Genomic DNA, 21,179 nt, shown 5'->3' with positions numbered 1-21,179 from the left:
AGCCGTCCGAGAAGGCCGCGTCCGCCGCTCACCGCTCAGCCCGGATGGCCGGCATAGGACATCTCGAAGCCCCAGCTCTTCAGCCCCAGCACGCGGGCATCGTCGAGCCCGTAATCGGCCGGGCGCACCGGCCCCGCGATCGACAGCTCGAGCACCTGGAACCCGGCCGCGCCCTCGGGCGCGACGTCGGTCTCGAAGCGCAACGTGCCGCGCTTGCCGTCCGGGCCGGCCTCGAGCGCGGGCGCGACCGGCGTGCCGTCGACCGCGACCGTGACCTCCGACATCTGCTCGGGCAGCAGCACCTCGTAATCCATCGCCACCGCGTGGCGACCGGGGCCGAGGACCGGCAGCACGACCGAAAGGTTGCGCGCCCGGCTCGACCAGCGGAAGACGCGGCCGTCCGGCGCGGTCTCCGGCGGATGCCAGCCCGAGCCGAGCAGCCGCGCGTCGAAGGGCAGGACCAGCTCGGCGGCGGGATGCGCCGCGGGGTCCGGCGCCTCCGCCATCAGCTGCCGCGCCAGCATCAGCGGATCCTCGTAGGCCGTGCCGCGGCCCGCGACGTAACGGTTGTCGCGCTCGAGCGCGGCCTTGATCAGGAACAGGTCGGTGCGCGCCGCCGCCGTGTCGGCCACGAGCCGGCGCAGGGCCTGGCGCGCGGGATCCGTCGCTGCGCTTCCGTCTTCCGTGCCCTCCGCGTTCTCCGCGTTATCCGCCGCCAGGAGCGGCGCGTAGGGCGCCTCGAACAGCCGGCGCAGCGCGGCGACGATCTCGGAGCTGCCCTCGATCTCGCGCAGATCGAGCGTGGGCCCCAGCCGCTCGGCCATCAGGAGCGTGACGACGCGGTCCGCCAGCGCGGCGAGATCGGGATCCCGCCCCTCCGGCCGCCCCGGCGCCGCGCCATGCTCGCGCGCGGCGTCGCCCGGACGCGGCGCCGGGGAGTCTGCGGGCGCTGTGTCGTCGGTCATCGGGGCTCCTCGGGCGCGTGCGCGGCGGGCGACCTGCCCGCGCTGCTGCGTGTCCTAGCCGCCGCCCGGACCGGACTCAACCGCCACGCGCGCGCCGGCGCCGCCCCGCCGGGCGCCCGGCGGAACCGGCATACGGCCCGGAAATGCGCTTTCTCCGCGCCGCCCGGCTTGCTATCGGGAGGCGCGGCCGGTGCCGCCCGCGCCGCCTGATCACGGGATCCTTCCGCATGGACGACATGGCTTCACTTTCCGACACCACGCAAACCGACCCCGCGCTCGACGCCGCCCGCCGGGTGCTTCGCACCGAAGCCGATGCGCTGCAGCTCCTGGCCGAGCAGATGCCGATGGACTTCGCCGCGGTGGTCGAGCTGATCCTGCGCGCGCAGGGCCGGGTGGTGGTGTCCGGCATCGGCAAGTCGGGCCATGTCGGGCGCAAGATCTCGGCCACGCTGGCCTCCACCGGCACGCCCTCGCATTTCGTGCACGCGGCCGAGGCGAGCCACGGCGATCTCGGCATGATCACCCGCGAGGACATCTGCCTGCTGATCTCGAACTCCGGCGAGACCTCCGAGCTGCGCGACCTCGTCGCCCATACCCGGCGCTTCTCGATCCCGATGGTGGCGATCTCCTCGAAACCGGCGAGCACGCTGATGAAGGCGGCCGATCACCGCCTGACGCTGCCGGCCGCGCCCGAGGCCTGCGCCATCGGCATGGCGCCCACCACCTCGACGACGCTGACCATGGCGCTCGGCGACGCGCTCGCCGTGGCGCTGATGGAGCAGCGCGGCTTTCTGGCCGAGGATTTCCGAATCTTCCATCCCGGCGGCAAGCTCGGGGCGCAGATGGCGACGGTGGCGCAGCTGATGCACGTGGGCGCCGAACTGCCGCTCGTGGATGCCGCCACCCCGATGAGCGAGACGCTGATCGAGATGACCTCGAAGGGGCTGGGCATCGCCGCGGTGGTCACCGGCGACCGGCTCGCCGGGGTGATCTCCGACGGCGACCTGCGGCGCAAGATGGAGGAGCTGATGACCCACACCGCCGGCGAGGTCGCCAATCCCGACCCGGTCACCGTGCCGCCCGACATGCTGGCGGCGCAGGCGCTGGCGCTGATGAACGCGCGCAAGATCAACGCGCTCGTCGTGGTCGATGCCGAGGGCCGGCCCGAGGGCGTGATCCACGTCCACGACCTGTTGCGCGCGGGCGTGGTGTGATGGACGTCACCGTCGTCATTCCCGCGCGCTACGCCTCGACCCGCTACCCGGGCAAGCCGCTGGCCGAGCTGACCCTGCCCGACGGCACGCGCAAGAGCCTGATCCGCCTGACCTGGGAGGCGGCGATGCAGGTGCCCGGCACCGCAAGGGTGCTGGTGGCGACCGACGACGACCGTATCGCCGACGCCGCGCGGGGCTTCGGTGCCGAGGTCGCGATGACCGCCGAGGGCTGCCGCAACGGCACCGAACGCTGCGCCGACGCGCTGGCGCGCGCGGGGCTGGAGACCGATCTCGTGGTCAACCTGCAGGGCGACGCGCCGCTCACCCCGCCGTGGTTCCTGACCGCGCTGATCGAGGCGATGGCGGCCGATCCCGCGGCGCAGGTGGCGACCCCGGTGTTGCGCTGCGACCCGGTGACCTACGGCCATTTCACCGAGGACCGCCGCGCCGGCCGCGTCGGCGGCACCACCGCGGTCTTCGATACCGCCGGGCGGGCGCTCTACTTCTCCAAGGAGGTGATCCCCTGGATCGCCCCGGGCGCCCTGCCCGACCCGATCCCGGTCTTTCACCATGTCGGCGTCTACGCCTACCGCCCGGCCGCACTGCGGGCCTATACCGGCTGGCCCGAGGGCACGCTCGAACGGCTCGAGGGGCTCGAGCAGCTGCGGTTCGTGGAGAACGGCGCCGCGGTCGCCTGCGTCGAGGTCGAGGCCCGCGGCCGCGTGTTCTGGGAGCTCAACAACCCCGAGGACATCCCCCGCATCGAAGCCGCCCTGAAGGAGCAGTGATTTGGACGCGATCGAGACGAAAACGGTCACCGTGGGCGATATCGGGATCGGCGGCGACGCCCCCGTCGCGCTGATCACCGGCCCCTGCCAGCTCGAGAGCCTCGACCACGCAAGGATGATGGCCGAGAAGATCGCCGAGGCCTGCGCGCCCACCGGCACGCGCTTCGTCTTCAAGGCGAGCTACGACAAGGCCAACCGCTCCTCGCTGGGCACAGCGCGCGGACTCGGAATGGAGGCCGGGCTCGAGATCCTCGGCCGCATCCGCGAGGAGTTCGGCGTGCCGGTCCTGACCGACGTGCACGAGCCGGGCCATTGCGCGCCGGCGGCCGAGATCTGCGACGTGCTGCAGATCCCCGCCTTCCTCTGCCGGCAGACCGACCTGCTGCTCGCCGCCGGCGAGACCGGCGCGGCGATCAACGTCAAGAAGGGCCAGTTCCTCGCGCCGTGGGACATGGCGAACGTCGCCGCCAAGATCGCCTCCACCGGCAACGACCGCATCCTGCTGTGCGAGCGCGGCACGAGCTTCGGCTACAACGCGCTGGTGTCGGATTTCCGCGGCCTGCCGATCATGGAACGCACGGGGCATCCGATCGTGTTCGACGCGACCCATTCGGTGCAGCAGCCGGGCGGCCAGGGCGCGACCTCGGGCGGCCAGCGCGAGTTCGCCCCGGTCCTCGCCCGCGCGGCGGTGGCGGTCGGCGTCTCGGCGCTTTTCATCGAGACGCACCAGGATCCCGACACCGCCCCCTCGGACGGGCCGAACATGATCCCGGTGGACCGCATGGCGGGTCTCATCGCCGAGCTGCGCGCCTTCGACGACCTGAGGAAAGGCCGCGGGTGAGCGCGGCCCGCGCTCCGGCGGGCCTCTACCTGCACCACGCGCCGGCGCCGGCGGCGCTCGACCGGCGCCCGCCGGCCTGGATGCGGCGGCTGGTCCGCACCGGGCGGGCGCGCTGGCTGCCCCCGGGCGCGGCGGAGGACGCGCCCCCGACAGAGGCGCCGGGCGACGCCCGCGCGGTGATCCTGTCGAACCCCGCCTACACGCCGGATCTGGCCGCGCTGGTCGAGACCGCGCGGGCCCGCGGCACGCGGATCGTCGGCGCCTACGAGAGCGCGGATTTCGACCTCGGCCTCTGGGCCGACGGACGCCTGCGCGGCCATCCCGACGCCACGCAGGGGGCGCTGTTGCGGCATGTGCGCGACCTCGCGCGGGCGGTGGCGCTTTGCGACGCCTTCCTGGTGACCGGCCCGGCGATGGCCGCGCGGCTGGCGGCCCGCGCGCCGGGCACGACCTGCCTCGCCCTGCCGCTCGTACCCGAGGCGGCCGGGCGCCCGCCCCTGCCCGGCCTGCGCCCCGGCTGGGCTCCGCCGCCCGGCGCGCGACGGATCGTCGTCGAGGCCACGGATGCCACCGATCGCACCGCGCTTCTGCCGCAGGCCGCGCGGCTCGCGCTGGCGGCCGAACGCACCGGCGCCCGGCTGGTGATCGGCGCCGACGTGATCCTGCCCGACGCGCTGCGCGACCATCCCGCGCTCGACATCGTGCCGGCCGGCCGGCCCCTCCCGATGGCGCCGGGCACCGTCGCCGTCTGGCCGAGCGACGGCGCGGCCGACTGGACCGCCGCCCGCAGCGGTGCGGCGATGGCGCGCGCGCTCGTCGCCGGGGCCACCGGCTGGGGCGCCGTTCCCGAGCAGATCGCCGCCTCCGCCGCACCGGCGCATCGCTGCGTTCCGCTGCGCGACGACTGGGGCGAGGACCTGCACGAGATCTTCACCGCGCCGCTGCGACAGGACTGGCCGCGCCGGATCAGAGACGAATATCGCTGGCGTCAGAGCCTTTCGCCCGCGCGACAGGACGCGGCGCTCGCCGGGATGCTCGCGCAGATCCTCCCGGCGGACGGAGCGCCGCGATGAAGGTGCTGATCCACGTGGAGCCGCACGGGCTGCGCGACGGCTTCGCCGAGTTCGAAGCCCCGCTCCGCCGGTTCCTGCCGGTGCTCGAGGCGCTGAACCGGCGCCCGGGCTGGGAGGGGCGGCTGCTGTGCAACCCGCTCATGGCCGATCTCGTGCTGGCCGAGGCGCCGCATCTCTGGCCGCTGGTGCTGCAGCCAGATCCGGACACCCGCCGGGCGCTGCAGCGCGACGCCATCGCCTGGGACGCGGCCGGCCAGAGCGCGTGGACGGCCCTGATGCAGGATCCCGAAGCGCCGCTGACGCGGGCCTATGTCGCGCTCCTGGAGCTCGTGCGGGCGGAGCGGTTCGCCTTCGACGCGGTGGTTCTCTGGGGCGACAACGCCGCGGTGCGGGCGGTCTGCACGCGGGCCGGCCTGCCGCGCGCGCATCTCGAACTCGCGAGCTTCCGCGCCCCCTTCGCCCCGGCGCTTCTGATCGATCCCGAGGGCGTCAACGGCGGCGCGTCGACCGCCCGGCTCGGCGCGGACGCGTTTCAGCCCCATCCTGCGCTCGGCGCGCCGGACCGGGCCGCCGCGCGGGTGCGGCCGCCGGCCCTGCGCCCGGCCCCGTCGCCCCCGGCCGCGCACGGCCCCGCCCCCGTGGCGCTGGTGCCGCTGCAGCTCTCGGACGATGCGAACGTCCTGCTCTACAGTCCCTATTCCGGCCCGGAGGCCATGCTCGACGCGGTTCTGCCGCGGCTTCTCGGCGCCGGTTTCGCCGTGGATCTGAAGCCGCATCCCGGCGCGCGCATCCGCGGCGGCGAGGTCTGGGACACGCAGACCCGCGCCCTCGCCCGCTGGCGCACCGCGCCCGGCGTGACGATCCTGCCCGACCCCGAACCGGCCGAGGCGCTCCCGGCACGGCTCGCGACAGCCGACCTGGTGGTCGGACTGAACAGCTCCGTCCTGTTCGAGACGACGCTTCTGGGCGGAATCGCGGTGCCGCTCGGCGCGGCCTGTTTCGCACCGCCCGGCGCGCATCCGGATCTCGACGAGGCGCTCGAGGCATACGCCGACCCGGCGTGGCGCGCGGCCTGGCACGCGCGGGCCGCAGGCGTGGCGGAGATCCTTCTCGCCACCGCCTTCGTGCCGGAGGAGGCCCTGGTCCCGGCCCTGCTCCGCCGGCTGGCGCTCTGGCGTGACCCCGGCGCGCGAGGCCCGCGTGCCGCGCTCGATGCGCTCGCCTGGCAGGACTGGCCGGACGATCCGGAGACGGCACCATGACCGATCGCGCCCCCGAGATCGCCGCGCTGCTCGCCGCGCCCGCGGACTGGCGGCTCACCGCTCTGGAGTCGGCGCAGGTCCGGCTCGAGGGGGCGGGCCCGCCCCAGGTCTGGCCCCGCCTGCCGGACGCGGCGCTGCGCGCGGACCTGTCGCCGCCTGCCCCCGATGGCAAGCTGTCGGGCTGGGCCGTGGCGACGGAGATGCGGGCGCCGGTCGCCGCGATCCTCGGCATCGATGCGGGCGGGCGACTCGTGGCCGCCGCGCGGCTCGCGCGGCCGGACATCCGGGCCGCGCTGAACCTCGACTACGACATGACCGGCTTCACCTTCGGGCCGCCCCGGCCCTGGCCCATCCTTTTCGTCCTCGCGGACGGTCTCGTGGTGAAGCCCGCGCCGGAGTGAGGCCGACCCGTTTCGCGCGCGAAACGCTCAGCCGCGGTCGGCGAGCCAGCGATCGAGCGCGGCGCGGAGCGCGGCGGTGACGCCGGGGCCCGAGAGCGTGATCTCGCCGCGCTCGGGATTGTAGGCGGTGACGACGCGCGGCGGATCCGCCGGGGCAGGGGGCACCGCCGTGTCGGGCGGCGCCGTCTCAGGATCTGGCGTGGCCGGGCGCGCGGCGCGGCGCGGGCCGGACAGGCGGGCCAGTTCCGCCTCCGCGCTCTCCGGCGGCGCGGCGGCGAGATCGGCGCGGAGCCGCGCGGCGAGGTCGGGGTCATCGGACAGGCGCCGGGCGAGTTCGAGCCCGCCGCGCTCGGCCAGCCGGGTGGGGAAGGACAGCGCGCCGTCGAGCGCGGACACGATCTCGGTGAAGCTGCGGATCTTCGAGCGTTTCGCGCGCGAAACGGCCCCGAAGAGCGCCCGCAGCGCCGCCTCGCGATCCTCGAAGACGCCGGCCTCGACCGATTTCACCACGATCCGCGCGCGCTCGTAGTAGCTCAGCCCGACGCGGATCTCGTTCTCCTCGACCATGGCGATGTAGGCGTCCGAGGCGGCCTTGGGCGCACGGATCACCGCCAGCACCTCGTTCGGGCCGCGATCCTCCGCGGCCAGCCGGCGCAGCGCCCGGAGCCGGCGCCAGCCCGAGATGAGCCCGTAGCGCGGCTCGGCCTCGGCGCCGCGGTCGACCACCTCGACCGGGGTCTGCTGCCCGCGGGTGGCGAGGCTCTCCATCAGCGCGAAGAGCTCCTCGTCCTCGGCGCCGAGCCGGTCGCGCACGAGGTGCTCGGCCTCGACCGCCTCGAGGGGCAGGGCGAGGATCATCCGGCCCGCCGCGCGCGCCGCCTCGACGCTGCGGCTGAGCTCGCCGAGCGCGGCGGCCGAGGCGGTCTCGCCGGCGATCTCGGCGATCGGCGCGCGGGCCGGGCGGCGCCCGAGGGGGCGGACGTCGCCGGGATCGGCCTCGGGCGGCGTGTCGGCGTCGATGTAATGCGGGTTGGCGGGGCTCAGCCGCTTGCGCTTGGCCATGGGGCGGATCTCCGTGAAGCGGGCCGGACGGGGCCGGATGAGGATGCGCGCGGCATGGTTAACCACGCCTTCACGCAGCGGGCCGGGGTGGCCGGGAGGAGGCGCGGTGCGCTCACTCCGCCGCCGCCTGCGCGGCCAGTTCGTCGCGCCGCCACGTGGCGACGAGGAGACGCTTGAAAGCGGCGTAGGTGGCATCGAAGGTGGCGCGCCCGCGGGCATAGGTCTCGCGGTTGAAGTCGCGGTAATCGGCCTCGTAGATGCCGGAGACCTGCTCGCCCGCCTGGCCGATCAGCGCGGTGTAGTCCTGCCGCTCGGGCGCCAGAGTGGCGCCGAGATAGGCCTGCATCAGCGAAGCGAGCTCGCCCTGCTGCGCGCCGTCGTACCGGGTCAGCACCGCACGCACCGCGTCCCATTCGAAGGCCAGCCCCTCGCGGCCGAGCGCGCGCGCGGCCATGTTCTCGCCCTCCTCGATGGAGGCGAAGGTGGAGTGCAGCATGTCGAAGAAGCGGCCCGTCGAGTCGAACTCGAGGAACGACGCGCCGAGCGGCACCAGCAGGATGTCGGCCGCGGCGAGCCCGTTGATCGTCAGGTAGCCGAGCGCCGGCGGCGTATCGAGGATTACCAGGTCGTAGGCGTCGAGCACCCCGTCCTCGGCCAGCGAGTCGGTGAGCGCGTCCCAGAGCTTCCAGGTGCGGCCCTGCATGCGCCAGACCGGGATCTGGAACTCCGACCAGTAGAGGTTGAGCTGCGCGCCGACGAGATCGATGTTGGGCCAGTGGGTCGGCCGGATCAGCTCCTGTGCGGTGATCTCCAGCGCCTCGGACAGCGTGTCGTCGAGCGGCAGCGGCGCCTCGCCCCGGTCGAGCCGGGACTGGTTCTCGCGCCGCAGGTGCCGGGCGTAGTGCCGCGCGAGAAGCGGAAAGACCGTGCCCCATTCGTCGGCGACGCGGCCGTCGAAGATCGAGGTCATCGAGCCCTGGCTGTCGAGGTCCACCACCAGCACGCGGTAGCCGTCGAGCGCGGCAGACATCGCCAGGTGCGCGGCGGTGGAGGTCTTGCCGACGCCGCCCTTGAAGTTCGCCACCGCGGCGATCTTCGCCGGCAGCCCCTCGGGGCGGTAGGGCAGGTAGGATTTCGTGCGCGATCCCTCGGCGGCGAAGTGCGCGCGCAGCCGCAGCACTTCGTCGAGGGTGAACCACTTGGCCCCGCCGGCGGTGTCCGACCGGCCCTGGGGCAGCTCGGGATTGGCCTTCAGCACGCGCCGGAAATGCGGCGTGGCGACGGGGATCATGTAGCGCGTGATCTCCCAGGTGGAGAACAGGCGCAGCGTCTTCTCGCCGCTCTCGTCCATCCCCCGCGAGGCGAGGTCGTGGCGCCCCCGCGCACAGGCCTCGGCGATCTCGGCGAAGCGCCCGGTCGAGAACGGCGCCCCGAGCTCGCGCAGGGCCCGGTCGGGATCGATGTTGTGATAGGGAACGTCCTCGCCGCTCATCGCTCGCCTCCTGCATCCTGCCTGACCGCGGGTCTCGTTCGAAGCCCCCGAGTGACCGGGACACCTCGCCATGTGCCGCGTTTTGCCCAGGATACGCGAAAACCGCGAACATGGAAGCGAAGACGGCATCCGATTCGATTTTTCTCAGGAAATCCGGGGGCTCGGGGCCGGGCACGACGCCGGGGCAGGGGGCTGCGATTTTTCTGCCGGTGTTAGAGTCGTGTTATTTTTAGTGTTACGGGATCGGGACGGATCGGCAAAGTCCTTGTGCCTGCTGGCGTTTTGGCGCTTGCCGGAGATGCCGGCGACTCCGAACCCACGATGATGCGACTCCGAACCCCCGAGGCGGCGATTCCGAACCCCCGAATCCCGCGCTGGACCGGCACGGCCGGGCTGCCTAGGCTGGCGTCACCGAAACCACGATAAGCCGGACGCTCCAGATCCGGCAGCGCGGGGTCGGGCGAGCAGTGGATCCCGGCGGGCGCAGGCGCGCCGGGCAGGACGGGACGGGCGATGACAGGCGACATCACGGGAACCGGGCCGGGTGCGGTCGGCGGCGGGGCAGGGCGGCTTCTGCCGGACCGCCACGGGCAGATGGACTTTTTCATCTGCGACATCTTCGACGCGATCCCCAAGGACGATCTGGCGACGATGGAGCACCCGGTCTTCAGCCTCGCCACGCGGCCCGACCGGCGGATCCTGCGCTACGCCCACAACGGCGCGGAGATCGAGGTCACGCCCTCGGTGAAGGGCCTCGCCACGATCCATGACAAGGACATCCTGATCTTCTGCATCAGCCAGCTCGTCGCCGCGCTCAATGCCGGCCGCGCGGTCGGGCGGACGCTGACGCTGCGCGCCCACGATCTGCTCGTGGCCACCAACCGCGAGACGAGCGGCGATGCCTACCGCCGTCTGCGCGAGGCCTTCGAGCGTCTCGCCGGCACCCGGATCACGACCAACATCGTCACCGGCGAGACCGAGACGACCTCAGGTTTCGGCCTGATCGAGCGCTGGGAGATCCTGCGCAAGAGCCGGGGCGGGCGGATGATCTCGGTCTCGGTGACGCTGTCGGACTGGCTCTTCCGCGCGGTGATGGCGAAATCGGTGCTCACCCTCAGCCGCGACTACTTCCGGCTGCGCAAGCCGCTCGAGCGGCGGATCTACGAGATCGCGCGGAAGCATTGCGGGCGCCAGCCGTCTTGGCGGGTGTCGGTGGCGGTGCTGCACAAGAAATCCGGCAGCGCGGCGCCGCTGCGGGTCTTCCGCGCCGCGGTGCGCCGGATGATCGCCTCGGACCACCTGCCGGATTACGCGCTGGCCGAGGAGGAGGGCGACATCCTGCGCGTCACCCGCCGCGCCGCCCTGCGCGACGACGGCCGCGATGCGCCGCCGGTGTCGGACGCCGCGCGCGAGGCCGCCCGCGCGGCGCTGCCGGGCCGGGACGTCTACGCGCTCGAGGCGGAATGGCGCGCCTACTGGGCGGCCTCGGGCCGGCCGCGGCTGCGCTCGGCCGACGCGGCCTTCCTCGGTTTTGCCCGCGCCCGCGCCGCGCGCTGATCCCGCCAGCCCTTCCGCCGGCCGCCGTTTCGCGCGCGAAACGGCCCCGCGGCATCGGGCCGCGCTCGTCGTCGTTGGCGCGCGCGCCATCTCTGTCGCCGGAAACCGACCGCGACCGGAGGCGCGCGCCATGGATGTCCTGCACCTGTTTGGATCGACGCATGACGCGTTCTACTACGACCTGTCGCGGATGTACGCCGAGACCGCGCTTTCGCCCGCGGGGACGCGGGCGCGCTATGCCGCGGTGGCCCCCGACGGGCATTGGCGCTTCGGCCCGGCCCCGGACGCGCTCGGCGCGCCGATGGCGCTGCCTGCGGCGCTGGCCGAGATCGGCCGGCCCGACCTCGTGGTGCCGCACATGTTCTGCCGCCGGGGCATGACCGCCTATCGCGCGCTCGTCGAGGAGGTGCTGGGCCTGCCGCTCGTCGGGGCCGCCGCCGGCACCGCGGCACTGGCCCAGAGCAAGACCCGAACCCGCGACGTGGTCGCCGCCGCCGGCGTGCGCGTGTCCGCGGCCGAGCGGCTCTCCCCCGGCGCGCTGCCCGGCCTGGCGCCGCCCTACGTGGTCAAGCCCGACAGCGAGGACAACTCGCTCGGCATCTCGGTGGTGCACGATTCCGCGGAGGCGGCCGCGGCGGTGGCCCATGCCCGCCGCTTCGACGCCGAGGTCTTCGCCGAGGCCTTCGTGCCCGGCCGCGAGATCCGCGTCGCCGTGGTCGAGCTCGACGGCGAGACGCTGGTCCCGGCCTTCCTCGAGTACCCGGTGAGCGCGGCGCGCCCGATCCGCGAGGTCGCCGACAAGCTCGAACCCGGGGACGGCGAGGGCAGGGCGGGTCTGCGCCAGTCGCGCCGCGCCGACGCCCAGCCGGTCTGTCCCGCGCCGGTCGATCCCGATCTCGGCCGCGCGCTCGGCGGGGCCGCCCGGGCCGCGCACCGGGCGCTCGGCGCGCGGCACTACTCGCTCTTCGATTTCCGCATCCACGCCGAGACCGGCGAGCCCCACCTGCTCGAGGCGGGGCTCTTCTGGTCGTTCAGCGCGCTCAGCGCGATCTCGAAGATGCTCGCCGGCGCCGGTCACGACCCGACCGAGATCACCGGCCGTCTGTGGCGCGACGCGGCCGGGCAAAGCACGCGGCCACGCTCGGTGGCGGAGTAAATTGGTAACCAAGATTAGGTCTGACCTAACTGCGTGCAAAACGCCTGCTCGCATTGCTCCGAAGATATTGCTCTGGCCTTTGAGAACCGGCGCGGTTCACAGTTCACAGGGGCTCTAGGCTGGTCTTGCCCCCGTTTCATCGGACACTCAGGCGGTTGCGATTTGAACTTGGATGAACTCGCGAGGCGAGCGCATCTTCAGCGCTGAGTGCGGGTGACTTGTGTTGTAGTCCTCGAACCACCCGGCAATCAATTCGAGGACGGTGGCAGCGTCAGGCAGCGGCGTGACCTGCACGTAGTCACGCTTCAGGGTCTTCACGAACGCCTCCGAGACGCCGTTGCTCTCCGGGCTCCTCACCGGCGTGAAGCATGGCTTCAGCCCGAGCTGGCGCGCAAAGATGCGTGTGTCGTGCGCGGTGTAGGGCGAGCCATTGTCGCTCAGCATCTCGACGGGATGCGGCGCGCGGTAGCCTCCGAACCGGGCCTCAACGGCCTCCAACATCATGTCGCGAATGTCCGAGCCGCTGATGCCGGCGCCTGCCACGGCGCGCCAGGAGATGATCTCGCGGTCATGCGCGTCGATGATGAACGCGCCGCGGATGATCTCCTTGTTCCAGCAGGTGAACTCGAACCCGTCGGAGCACCAGCGAAGGTTTGAGCGTATCGTCACGACCTTTCCGTCGTGGGCGCGCTCGGGCCGCTCGGCATGTGTTCGTGCCAGCAGAAGGCCATGGGCCTGCATGATGCGATACACCCGCTTGTGGTTCGCAGGCGCCGCGCCGTCCACCCGCAGTCGCCGGTTCAGAAGCGCGGTGATGCGTCGATAGCCATAGGTCGGCCGCGCCGCCACCAGCGCCTCGATCATCGGCAGCAGCGCCGCGTCTTGCGCCTTGTGGTAGCGCCGCCGCGGCTTTGCGCTCCCGTTCATCCGGGCGTGCAGGTTCGACCGGGAGACGCCCAGGGTCTCGGCCACGGCCTTCACCGGGAACCGCCCTTCGGCTGCGACTGCGCGAGCCACGTCCGTTTTTTTGAGCGCGTCTTGTCGAGGGCCTCCTTCAGTATCTCGACCTCGAGCGTCTTGCGGCCGAGCTGGCGCTCGAGCTCGCGGATGCGATCCTCCATCTGCCGCACGGCACGATTGCTGGTCACGTCGTCATCCTCGGACACGGCCACTGCTCCTCCGTCCAGCATCAGACGACGCCAACGATACAGCAGGTTGGGAGCCACGCCATTCCGGCGCGCGACGACCGAGATGCTGGCGCCCTCCTCCAACGTCTCCTCGACGATCCGCAGCTTCTCCGTGGCAGGCCAGCGGCGTCGGCGGCCGCCATCGGTGATGATCTCAATCTCAGACATAAGCACGTGCTCAGGCATATGCCTAAGCCTCCATGGCTATGCCCAAGTGTCCTGTCGAAACGGGGGCCAGTTCACGCGTTATCCTGCGCCGAGGACACGGCGCCACAGGGCGCGGCGCGCGCTCAGTCCATTGCGCGCGATCTCGTCAGGGGGAAGGATGCCGGTATCGGTTTCGCGCCACGCCTGCATGTGCAGCGCGGCGATCTCGTCGGCGTCGTCCGGGCCGGCAGGGCGGATCGCGTTCATCATTGATTGCCGATCACCCGGCCCGGACAGTCCGTGTCAGTCCTCGAGCTGGTCGGCACGCTTCTTGTCGACGAGCTTCAGTTCCTCGGCCTTGCGGTCCTTGAAGCGCGTCCCGTAGCCGTCAATCTCGTCTTCGGGGATCACTTCCCGGGCACGGCCGAACACCTCGTCCTCTTCCTCGTCCATGTGGTGTTCGTAGTCGTGCTTGAGCTTGTTGAACTTGTTGAGCCAGCCGGGGCTCGACATGTCCATCTCCTGCAGCTCCTCCATCAGGTCGTCCATCTCGGCGTGCTCCTCGACAGAGTGGCGCGCCGCGTCCTGACCCCAGGTCTTGGACATGAGCTTAGAGTAGAAGGTCTCTTCCTCGGCGGCGGCGTGGCTCTTCACGTCGCGGAAGAACTCGGCCCAGGCCTTCCTGCGTTCTTCGGAGTCGCCTTCGGTATCGGCGATCTGGGCGAGCAGGTCTCGGTGGGTCTTGTGGTCGGCCTTGATGGCCTCGTAGATCGACATGGTCAGGGTCCTTCGTACCTGGCTTGGTCACTGGGTGAGGGGCCGTCCGCGCTGATCCGCGGGTTGCAGGACAGATAGGCGGGTCGTGTCGCGTGTCACGCCCCTCAGGGCAGGATCGAGAGCCAGCCCCAGACCGTTACCACCGACAGCGCCGTCGCCAGCAGAACCGAGGACGCGGCGACCCGCCGCGCGCGCCCGTACATGTTGGCGAAGACATACGCGTTGACGCCCGGCGCCATAGCGGCAGTCACCGTGGCCGAGCGCAGCTCTCCGATCGACAGGCCGAAGACCGTGCCGAGGCTCCAGGCGATCGCCGGGTGCAACAGGAGGGTCACGGCGCAGACGAAGAAGATGATGCGAAAATCGCCGTCGGGACGGTATCGGTAGAGCACGCCGCCCAATCCGAACAGCGCAGCCGGCAGTGCCGTGCGGATCAGCATGTCGAGCGCATCCTCGACCGGGCCCGGCAGCCCGAGCGACAGCAGGTTGAACGCCGCCCCGAGTGCGATGCCGATCACCAGCGCGTTCGAGAACACCGCGCGCAGAACCTTGCCGGGCAGCGCGCGTGCGCCGGTGCCGCGGGCCCGGGCGATCTCCATCGCGGTGATCCCGATGCCGTAGCAGATGGGCGAGTGGATCGCGATGATCGCGTAGTTCGGCTCGAGCGCGTCCGTGCCGTAGGCGCGTTCTGTGATGGGCAGGCCGAGCAGCAGCGAGTTGGCAAAAAGACAGCAGAACCCGACCGCGACGGCGTCCTCCCAGTCCCGCGCGAAGGCGTAGCGCGCGACCAGAAGCCCGAGCGAGAACCCGACGAGCGAGCCCGTGTAGTAGCTCGTCAGAAGCGCAGGATGAAAGCTCGTTCCGAGGTCGAGAGTCCAGATCGCGCGAAACAGCAGGCAGGGGATCGCGAAATTCTGGGTGAAGACCATCAGGCCGTCCACCCCCGACTGAGAAAAGAGCCCGCGCCAGACCGCGGCGTAGCCCGCACCAATCAGCAGAAAGACCGGGAGAATGACCTCGAGAAGCGACTGCATCAGGACCGCCGGACGGTCGCGGCGCCGCTCACAACGGGAACCGCAGCGTCAGCCCGTCATAGGCGGGCGTCACGTGTGCGGGCGTCTCGGCCTCCAGCGTCGCGTAGTCCAGATCGATGTGCATGTTGGTCAGCACTGCGCGACGCGGGGCCGCGGCCTCGATCCAGTCCAGCGACTTCGCGAGGTGCGCATGCGTCGGGTGCGGATCGCGCCGGAGCGCATCGAGGATCCAGCAGTCAAGGTCCTTCAGCGTGGGCCACGCGGCATCGGGAATCTCGGCTACATCAGGGAGATAGGCGACATCGTTCACCCGAAACCCGAGCGCGTCGATGCTGCCGTGATGGACAAGGAACGGGGTCAGCGTGACGTCACCACCGGCGCCATCGACCGTGACAGGGCCGTCGATCTCGTGCATGTCGAGGATCGGCGGATAGTGGCTGCCTTCGGGCTGGGTGAAGGCGTAGCCGAACCGCTCGAACAGCGCGTCGCGCGTCGGCTCGTCCGCCCAGACGCGAAGCCGCTGGCGCATGTTGAAGACGATCATCCGCAGGTCGTCGATCCCGTGCACGTGGTCGGCGTGGGCGTGGGTGTAGACCACGCCGTCGAGCCGCCCGATGCCGGCGTCGAGCAGTTGCGCGCGCAAGTCGGGCGAGGTGTCGATCAGCACGGTGGTGGTGCCTGCCTCGGTCTCCCGCTCGATCAGGATGGAACAGCGCCGGCGGGCGTTGCGCGGGTTGTCCGGATCGCACGCGCCCCACAGGCCGCCGAGCCGCGGAACGCCTCCGGAGGAGCCGCAGCCGAGAATGGTGAATCGCAGTTCCCCGCTCATGCGGCCTCGGCCCAGCGGGCGGCCTTGGCGAAGAGCCGATCGAAATTGGCCTCGGTCTGCGCGGCGAAAGCCTCGTAGCTCATCTCGAACAGATCGGCGCCGACACGCGCGGTTTGCACGGTGTAGGAGGGCTCGTTGCGCTTGCCGCGGTAGGGCGGCGGCGCGAGGTACGGACTGTCCGTCTCGACGAGGATGCGGTCGCGCGGCGCGAGGGCGAAGATCTCGCGAAGCTCTGTCGATTTCGGGAACGCCGCGATCCCCGACATCGACAGGTAGAAGCCGCAGTCGAGCGCCGTCCGCGCCAGCGCCGCGCCTGATGAAAAGCAATGCATGACGCAGGGATAGGGGCGCGACTTGAAGTTTCGCGCAAGGATTTCGGCCATGTCGTCATCCGCGTCGCGCGCATGAATGACGAGCGGCAGCTGGGTTTCCTGCGCCGCGGCGATGTGGATCTCGAGGCTGCGTTTCTGAACATCCGCGCTTTCGGCGGTGTAGTGGTAGTCGAGCCCGGTCTCGCCGATAGCCACGAATTTCGGGTGCTGCGTCAGCGCGACCAGCTCATCGACGGTCGCCATCGGTTCCTCGGCAGCGGACATAGGATGCGTGCCGGCCGCGTAGAAGACGGGGTCGTTGGCCTCGGCGATCGCGCGCACGGCGGGTTCGTTCCGCAGACGCGTGCAGATCGTGACCATCCGGTGCACGCCAGCGTCGAGTGCGCGGGCGATCACCTCGTCGCGCGTATCGGCGAAGTCGGGAAAGTCGAGATGGCAATGGCTGTCGGTGATGAGAGCGTCGCTCACGGGCCGCGTCCTCTCTCTCGCACGGGGTCGGAGCGGGTATCTAGGATCGCTGGGAAAGGGTCAAGGCGGCGCGCCGCTGCGCGGGGCCTCAGGCCGCGATCCCGGCCGCGGTTTCGCGGATCCGTGCGAGCATGTCGAAGACCAGCGCCGCCCCGTCGATGTTGACTGCCCTGCCGCGGCGCGCGCGCTCTCCGGCGCTCTGCGCGATCTCGGCCCAGGCGCGGCCGGCGCGCGGGTCGGGCGCGAGGCGGGCGAGCAGCCGCGGTTCCTCCGGATGCGCGGGGCGGTCGGGCGGTGTGCCCGTGACCCCGGTCCGCGCGAGGCGGGCGAGCGCGAGATCGGTCAACGACAGCAGCAGTTCCAGCTCGCTCTCGTGTCCGCGCGCCGCCACCCGATCCGCGAGCGCGAGGGCCCGCGGCCGATCGAGATCGGGCAGGGAGGCCAACACCTGCATGAGCGCGCCGTAGAGGTCGAGTCCGCCAAGCGTCAGCAGGCGCATCGCCGCGCCGACAGAGCCGCCCGACAGCTCGGTCAGCGCCGCACTGTCCTGCGGTGACACCGCGGCGCCGGCCTGCGCCAGCGCGTCGGCCATGTCTTCGGGGCCGAGCGGAGACAGCCGCACCTCTCTGCACCGCGACCGGATCGTGGGCAGAAGCCGCGCCGGTCGATGGCAGACGAGCAGCAGCACCGTGTTCGCCGGCGGCTCCTCCAGAAGCTTCAGCAGCGCGTTCGCCGCGTTCGTATTCATCTCGTCTGCGGAATCCACGAGGATGACCCTGCGTCCGCCGTCCGCGGCGCTCAGCGACATGCGGCGTTTCAGCTCGCGCACCTCGGCAACCCGGATCTCGGATGCGAGGCGGTCGCCCTTCTCGTTGGCGCCTCGGCGCAAAAGGAACAGGCCCGGCTCGGACATCGCGCGGAGCCGCCGCGCGACGGGATGGTCGGCGTCGACATCCAGCGTCGCGGGCGGGGGCGGAGCGCCGAACAGCCCGTTGCCCGTCTCCGGCGGCGTCGCGATCAGCCAGCGCGCGATGCGCCACGCCAGCGTCGCCTTTCCCACGCCCTCCGGCCCGATGAGCAGCCACGCGTGATGCAGGCGGTCGCCGGCGACTGCGCGCAGGAACGCGGCCTCTGCCGTCTCCTGGCCGATCAGCCGCTCGGTCTCGCGCGGATGCGGGGCGCCTTCGACGCGGTCTGGCTCGGGCAGGGCGCTGTCGCTCATCCGTTCGGGCCCAGCCATGTCTCGGCGATGCGCGCCACGTCGGCATGGACTTCGTCCTCCGAGCGGTTGCCGGCGATGACGCGAAACCGCCGGCTGCGGTTCGCAAGGTTCAGGAATCCGGCACGCAGGGTCGCCTGCAGTTCGATCCCGAAGCTCTCGAACCGGGCCTCGGCGCCGATGCGACGGGTGGCGCGGGCCAGCGCGATATTGGGATTGATGTCGATCAGGAAGCTCAGATCGGCCTCGAGCCCGATCATCAGCGCGTGCAGGGTGTCGACCTTCGCACGCAGATCGCCGCGCGTGATCCCCTGGTAGACGCGGGTGGAATCGACGAACCGGTCGCAAATGACCACCTTCCCGGCCTCGAGCGCGGGCTGGATCGTCCGCTCCACGTGGTCGCGGCGCGCGGCGGTGAACATCAGGAGTTCGGTTTCGGCCGACCAGCGGTCCGGTTCGCCGTGGAGAAGCAGGGAGCGGATCTCCTCCGCCCCGGGGCTGCCGCCCGGTTCGCGCGTCAGCAGGACGTCGTGACCGGATTGGCGCAGCGCGTCAGCGAGCCGTCTTGCCTGCGTGGACTTGCCGCTGCCGTCGATACCCTCGAACGTCAGGAATGCCCCGTACTTTCCATCGCTCATTACATCACGTCCTGCGGAGAAGGCCCGAACCTCCGCAGGAGTACGCCGGCGACCGTCATCACCCGGTTAACGAAACCCGCGCCAGACACCGCGCTTTCGGCGACGAGCGGCACACGGTGCTCTGGCAAGCCCTCGGGACGGATGATGAGCTCGGCAAGGCGCTGGCCCTCGGCGATCGGCGCCTGCAGCGGGCCGGTATAGACGACTTCGGCCTCGAGCGGTGCGCCGGTCAGGACGGGCACCAGAAGCGCCACGTCCTCCTGCGCGACCAGCCCCACGGACTCGCTTGCGCCCATGAAGACGTCGGCAGTGGCGATCCGGCTGCCGGCCTCGGTGATCGTCTTCTCCGCGAACTGGCGGAAGGCCCAGTTGACGATCGCCTCGCTTTCCTCGGCACGGGCGCGCGTCGAGTCGAGGCCGGTCAACGCGAAGATCACCCGGCGATCGCCCTGCTGGGCCGAGCCCACGAGGCCATAGCCGGCGGCCTGCGTGTGACCCGTCTTGAGGCCGTCGGCGCCGATGCCGAGCCCGAGAAGCGGGTTGCGGTTATTCACGTTCGCCGGGGCGCGTCCGTCGAATTCGAAGCGCTGCTCGGCGAACATCGGGTAGAAGTCGGGGAAATCCTCGATCAGGTGGTTCGCCAGCAGCGCGAGATCGCGCATCGACATGACGTGCCCCTCGGCCGGCCAGCCGTTCGAGTTCTTGAAAACCGAGTTGGTCAAACCGAGTTGTTGCCCCCGCCGGGTCATGAGTTCGGCGAAGCCGCGCTCGGTCCCGTCGGGCGACAGCGCCTCGGCGAGAACGGCGCAGGCGTCGTTACCCGACAGCACGACGATCCCGCGCAGCAGGTCCTCGACGCTCACGCGGTCGGTCGTGTCGAGGAACATGGTCGATCCGCCGTAGCTGGCGGCGTGGCTCGATACCGGCAGGGTCTCGTCGAGCGACAGCCGGCCCTCGCGGATGGCTTCGAACGCCATGTAGAGCGTCATCAGCTTGGACATCGAGGCCGGCGGCAACGCCTCGTCGGCGTTTTTCGACAGAAGCACCGTCCCGGTCTTCTGGTCGAGCACGTAGGCGGCCCGGGCGCTGGTATCGAAGGCCTGCGCGGGCTGGGCGAAGGCGAGACCGGCGATGAGCACGGCGGCGAGGGATCTGAGAATCGGCATGGCTCCTCCTTCGGGCAGCACCCTATCGTCTAACGCAGGCGGGCGCGGACCGGGAGTCCGCGCCCGCCGGTTCGGGGCATCACGATCGCGCGCCCGCTCAGTTCGTCACGGCGTAGGCGTCGGTGAAGCCGCTGTCCTTGATCGTGCTCAGTAGCGTCGCGCGTTCGGAGGCGGACTGCGCCGGTCCCACGACCACGCGCCAGAACGTCTTGCCGCTCGAGCTCTGCTTCTTGACGGTCGGGACCATGCCGGCCTGCCGCATCGCCTCGGCCGTGTTCTCGGCGTTCTGTTCGACACTGAAGATGCCGATCTGCAGATACGGCTTGTCGAGGCCGCCACTCGGGCGCGGTGCGACCTCGATCGTCTCCGGCGCCGGCGACGCGGCCGCCACCTGCTCGGGCGCGTCGGCCTGCGGCGTCTGGGGGGCGGGGGCGAGGGCGGCTTCGGCCGACGCGGCGACCGGGTCGAGCGCGCTGGTCTCGACATCCTCCGCGCCGTCGAGGCCCGCCGTGCCCGCATCGCTCGCGGCGATCGGCATGCTCTCGCCCGGGGCGCTCACCTCTTCGCGCCGCAACGCCACGACGTTGAGCTCGGCCGGCTGGCCAGCCAGCATCCCGATCGCCGCGGCGGCGTCTGAGGACACCTGCAGCGCCGGGCCCGGCGTTTCGCGCTCGCGCTTGAACAGCGCGCCAATCACGAACTGGCCGTTCTCCTGGTTGCGGATGATGACGCGTTCGGGCTCCTTGACCTCCGGGTGGGCGACCCAGACGCCGCCGAGCGACGGCCGCCCGTCCCAGAGCCCGCGCGTCGTCGCCTGGAAGACCTCCGGGGCCTCGATGTCGCGTTCGACCAGCCGGCCGCCGCGTGCGCCGCCGGCGTCGAGCGTTGCCGCCTCGTCCCCGTTGCCGGCCTTTGGTTTAAGGAAGCCCGGCATCGAGGCGCTGTCGCAGCCTGCGAGCCCGAGCGTGAGCGCGAGGACTGCAACGCCTGCGCGGCCGCGTGTCCGACGGGATCGGTCCCAAGAATGCATCTGATCTGCTCGCCCTTGCCTGTCTCTCGGTCCGCTCGCACTGCCGGTTGTCCGGTCTGCTGGTCGCGCGCGGGTGCGCCTGCCTCTTGACGCTGCGGCGATGGTAGCGGGAACCCGGCATCAAGGGAAGCCCGTTGCGCGGCGGCCGTGCATTTTCGCGACCGTCTTCCCGAATCGCGCGCAGCCGACTACCCCGTCCGGATTGGAGGCTTGGCAGAGCGGTCGAATGCGGCGGTCTTGAAAACCGTTGACCCTTCACGGGGTCCGAGGGTTCGAATCCCTCAGCCTCCGCCAACCTCGCCAGTTGGCCGTAACGGTCTGAATTGTCGTCATGTTTCGGAGTGGACACGGGCGTCCCCCAAAAGGATGGCGACATTGCTGCAAGCGATGCGATACGTCCGCAGCGACGGTTGGCGCGGACCCGACCTCGAACCGGGGGAAGAAACGGGTCCCAGAACACTCGGATCAGCGAATTGGTGCTTCGTGCGCATAGCTGGCCTGCAACCGCTACCCGGGCTCCAAAACGCAGCGAGCGGCCGAT

21 protein-coding genes and 1 tRNA gene are annotated in these 21,179 nt (G+C 71.2%); 9 read left to right on the top strand and 13 right to left on the bottom strand.

Going from position 1 to position 21,179, the window contains the following annotated elements; translation table 11 throughout:
• Window positions 1-35 precede the first annotated feature (35 nt).
• Entirely contained in the window at window positions 36-965 is a 930-nt protein-coding gene (locus ROJ8625_RS07615; protein WP_085791263.1) for a hypothetical protein, read from the bottom strand.
• A gap of 236 nt (window positions 966-1,201) precedes the next feature.
• Here ROJ8625_RS07615 and ROJ8625_RS07610 point away from each other — a divergent pair, with 236 nt between their 5' ends.
• From ROJ8625_RS07610 to ROJ8625_RS07585, 6 genes are read left to right on the top strand one after another with little or no spacing between them, the layout of a single operon-like run.
• Window positions 1,202-2,179: a KpsF/GutQ family sugar-phosphate isomerase gene (locus tag ROJ8625_RS07610; protein WP_085791370.1), complete on the top strand. Its 978-nt coding sequence runs from the start codon at window positions 1,202-1,204 to the stop codon at window positions 2,177-2,179.
• Complete coding sequence (locus ROJ8625_RS07605; protein WP_085791262.1) at window positions 2,179-2,967, top strand: 3-deoxy-manno-octulosonate cytidylyltransferase; 789 nt, start codon at window positions 2,179-2,181, stop codon at window positions 2,965-2,967. The genes ROJ8625_RS07610 and ROJ8625_RS07605 overlap by 1 nt, the downstream gene beginning before the upstream one ends.
• 1 nt (window position 2,968) lies before the next feature.
• Window positions 2,969-3,808, top strand: coding sequence for a 3-deoxy-8-phosphooctulonate synthase (kdsA, locus tag ROJ8625_RS07600; RefSeq protein WP_085791261.1), 840 nt, complete (start codon window positions 2,969-2,971; stop codon window positions 3,806-3,808).
• The gene (locus ROJ8625_RS07595; protein ID WP_085791260.1) at window positions 3,805-4,881 is read left to right on the top strand and encodes a hypothetical protein; all 1,077 of its coding nucleotides are present in this window, start codon (window positions 3,805-3,807) and stop codon (window positions 4,879-4,881) included. Before kdsA ends, ROJ8625_RS07595 begins: the two co-directional genes overlap by 4 nt.
• Window positions 4,878-6,143 carry a GT99 family glycosyltransferase N-terminal domain-containing protein gene (locus ROJ8625_RS07590; RefSeq protein WP_085791259.1) on the top strand — a complete coding sequence of 422 codons (1,266 nt, stop codon included), beginning with the start codon at window positions 4,878-4,880 and terminating at the stop codon, window positions 6,141-6,143. Before ROJ8625_RS07595 ends, ROJ8625_RS07590 begins: the two co-directional genes overlap by 4 nt.
• Entirely contained in the window at window positions 6,140-6,544 is a 405-nt protein-coding gene (locus tag ROJ8625_RS07585; protein WP_085791258.1) for a hypothetical protein, read from the top strand. Before ROJ8625_RS07590 ends, ROJ8625_RS07585 begins: the two co-directional genes overlap by 4 nt.
• Window positions 6,545-6,571: 27 nt before the next feature.
• Here ROJ8625_RS07585 and ROJ8625_RS07580 read toward each other — a convergent pair whose 3' ends face one another.
• Both ROJ8625_RS07580 and ROJ8625_RS07575 read right to left on the bottom strand, forming a co-directional pair.
• Window positions 6,572-7,606: a ParB N-terminal domain-containing protein gene (locus ROJ8625_RS07580; RefSeq protein WP_085791257.1), complete on the bottom strand. Its 1,035-nt coding sequence runs from the start codon at window positions 7,604-7,606 to the stop codon at window positions 6,572-6,574.
• Window positions 7,607-7,718: 112 nt separating this feature from the next.
• Window positions 7,719-9,098 (bottom strand): AAA family ATPase, encoded by a 1,380-nt coding sequence (locus ROJ8625_RS07575; RefSeq protein WP_085791256.1) that lies wholly within the window; start codon window positions 9,096-9,098, stop codon window positions 7,719-7,721.
• A gap of 513 nt (window positions 9,099-9,611) precedes the next feature.
• Between ROJ8625_RS07575 and ROJ8625_RS07570 the strand changes: the two genes are divergently transcribed.
• Entirely contained in the window at window positions 9,612-10,655 is a 1,044-nt protein-coding gene (locus ROJ8625_RS07570; RefSeq protein ID WP_085791255.1) for a replication initiator protein A, read from the top strand.
• 130 nt (window positions 10,656-10,785) lie between these two features.
• Window positions 10,786-11,811, top strand: coding sequence for a D-alanine--D-alanine ligase family protein (locus ROJ8625_RS07565; protein WP_143535069.1), 1,026 nt, complete (start codon window positions 10,786-10,788; stop codon window positions 11,809-11,811).
• A 147-nt stretch (window positions 11,812-11,958) separates the two neighbouring features.
• Here the strand turns inward: ROJ8625_RS07565 and ROJ8625_RS07560 are convergent.
• The 10 genes from ROJ8625_RS07560 to ROJ8625_RS07520 all read right to left on the bottom strand — a co-directional run bounded on the left by ROJ8625_RS07560 (window position 11,959) and on the right by ROJ8625_RS07520 (window position 20,542).
• Window positions 11,959-13,184 (bottom strand): IS3 family transposase gene (locus ROJ8625_RS07560; protein WP_143535068.1). Its coding sequence is split into 2 segments (ribosomal slippage): window positions 11,959-12,842 and window positions 12,842-13,184, totalling 1,227 coding nucleotides; the frame shifts between segments, so codons are not numbered across the junction.
• Window positions 13,185-13,244: 60 nt separating this feature from the next.
• The gene (locus ROJ8625_RS20970; RefSeq protein WP_159456738.1) at window positions 13,245-13,415 is read right to left on the bottom strand and encodes a hypothetical protein; all 171 of its coding nucleotides are present in this window, start codon (window positions 13,413-13,415) and stop codon (window positions 13,245-13,247) included.
• 33 nt (window positions 13,416-13,448) lie between these two features.
• Window positions 13,449-13,922 (bottom strand): hemerythrin domain-containing protein, encoded by a 474-nt coding sequence (locus ROJ8625_RS07555; RefSeq protein ID WP_085791253.1) that lies wholly within the window; start codon window positions 13,920-13,922, stop codon window positions 13,449-13,451.
• 104 nt (window positions 13,923-14,026) lie between these two features.
• Window positions 14,027-14,956, bottom strand: coding sequence for an AEC family transporter (locus ROJ8625_RS07550; protein WP_085791252.1), 930 nt, complete (start codon window positions 14,954-14,956; stop codon window positions 14,027-14,029).
• A 28-nt stretch (window positions 14,957-14,984) separates the two neighbouring features.
• Complete coding sequence (locus ROJ8625_RS07545; RefSeq protein WP_085791251.1) at window positions 14,985-15,785, bottom strand: MBL fold metallo-hydrolase; 801 nt, start codon at window positions 15,783-15,785, stop codon at window positions 14,985-14,987.
• On the bottom strand, window positions 15,782-16,585 hold the full coding sequence (locus ROJ8625_RS07540; RefSeq protein WP_085791250.1) for a TatD family hydrolase: 804 nt from the start codon (window positions 16,583-16,585) through the stop codon (window positions 15,782-15,784). The genes ROJ8625_RS07545 and ROJ8625_RS07540 overlap by 4 nt, the downstream gene beginning before the upstream one ends.
• Window positions 16,586-16,673: 88 nt before the next feature.
• Complete coding sequence (locus tag ROJ8625_RS07535) at window positions 16,674-17,807, bottom strand: DNA polymerase III subunit delta' (RefSeq protein ID WP_085791249.1); 1,134 nt, start codon at window positions 17,805-17,807, stop codon at window positions 16,674-16,676.
• Window positions 17,804-18,442 carry a dTMP kinase gene (gene tmk / locus ROJ8625_RS07530; RefSeq protein ID WP_085791248.1) on the bottom strand — a complete coding sequence of 213 codons (639 nt, stop codon included), beginning with the start codon at window positions 18,440-18,442 and terminating at the stop codon, window positions 17,804-17,806. Before tmk ends, ROJ8625_RS07535 begins: the two co-directional genes overlap by 4 nt.
• Window positions 18,442-19,608: a D-alanyl-D-alanine carboxypeptidase family protein gene (locus ROJ8625_RS07525; RefSeq protein WP_085791247.1), complete on the bottom strand. Its 1,167-nt coding sequence runs from the start codon at window positions 19,606-19,608 to the stop codon at window positions 18,442-18,444. The genes tmk and ROJ8625_RS07525 overlap by 1 nt, the downstream gene beginning before the upstream one ends.
• 97 nt (window positions 19,609-19,705) lie before the next feature.
• Entirely contained in the window at window positions 19,706-20,542 is an 837-nt protein-coding gene (locus ROJ8625_RS07520) for an SPOR domain-containing protein (protein WP_234984203.1), read from the bottom strand.
• A gap of 300 nt (window positions 20,543-20,842) precedes the next feature.
• Here ROJ8625_RS07520 and ROJ8625_RS07515 point away from each other — a divergent pair.
• A tRNA-Ser gene (locus ROJ8625_RS07515) sits at window positions 20,843-20,932 on the top strand.
• Window positions 20,933-21,179 lie beyond the last annotated feature (247 nt).

The sequence above is a fragment of the Roseivivax jejudonensis genome, assembly GCF_900172265.1.
Taxonomy (GTDB): Bacteria; Pseudomonadota; Alphaproteobacteria; order Rhodobacterales; family Rhodobacteraceae; genus Roseivivax; species Roseivivax jejudonensis.
The sequence above is the reverse complement of the archived record's forward strand: the minus strand, read 5'-3'. Positions and strand labels throughout refer to the sequence as shown.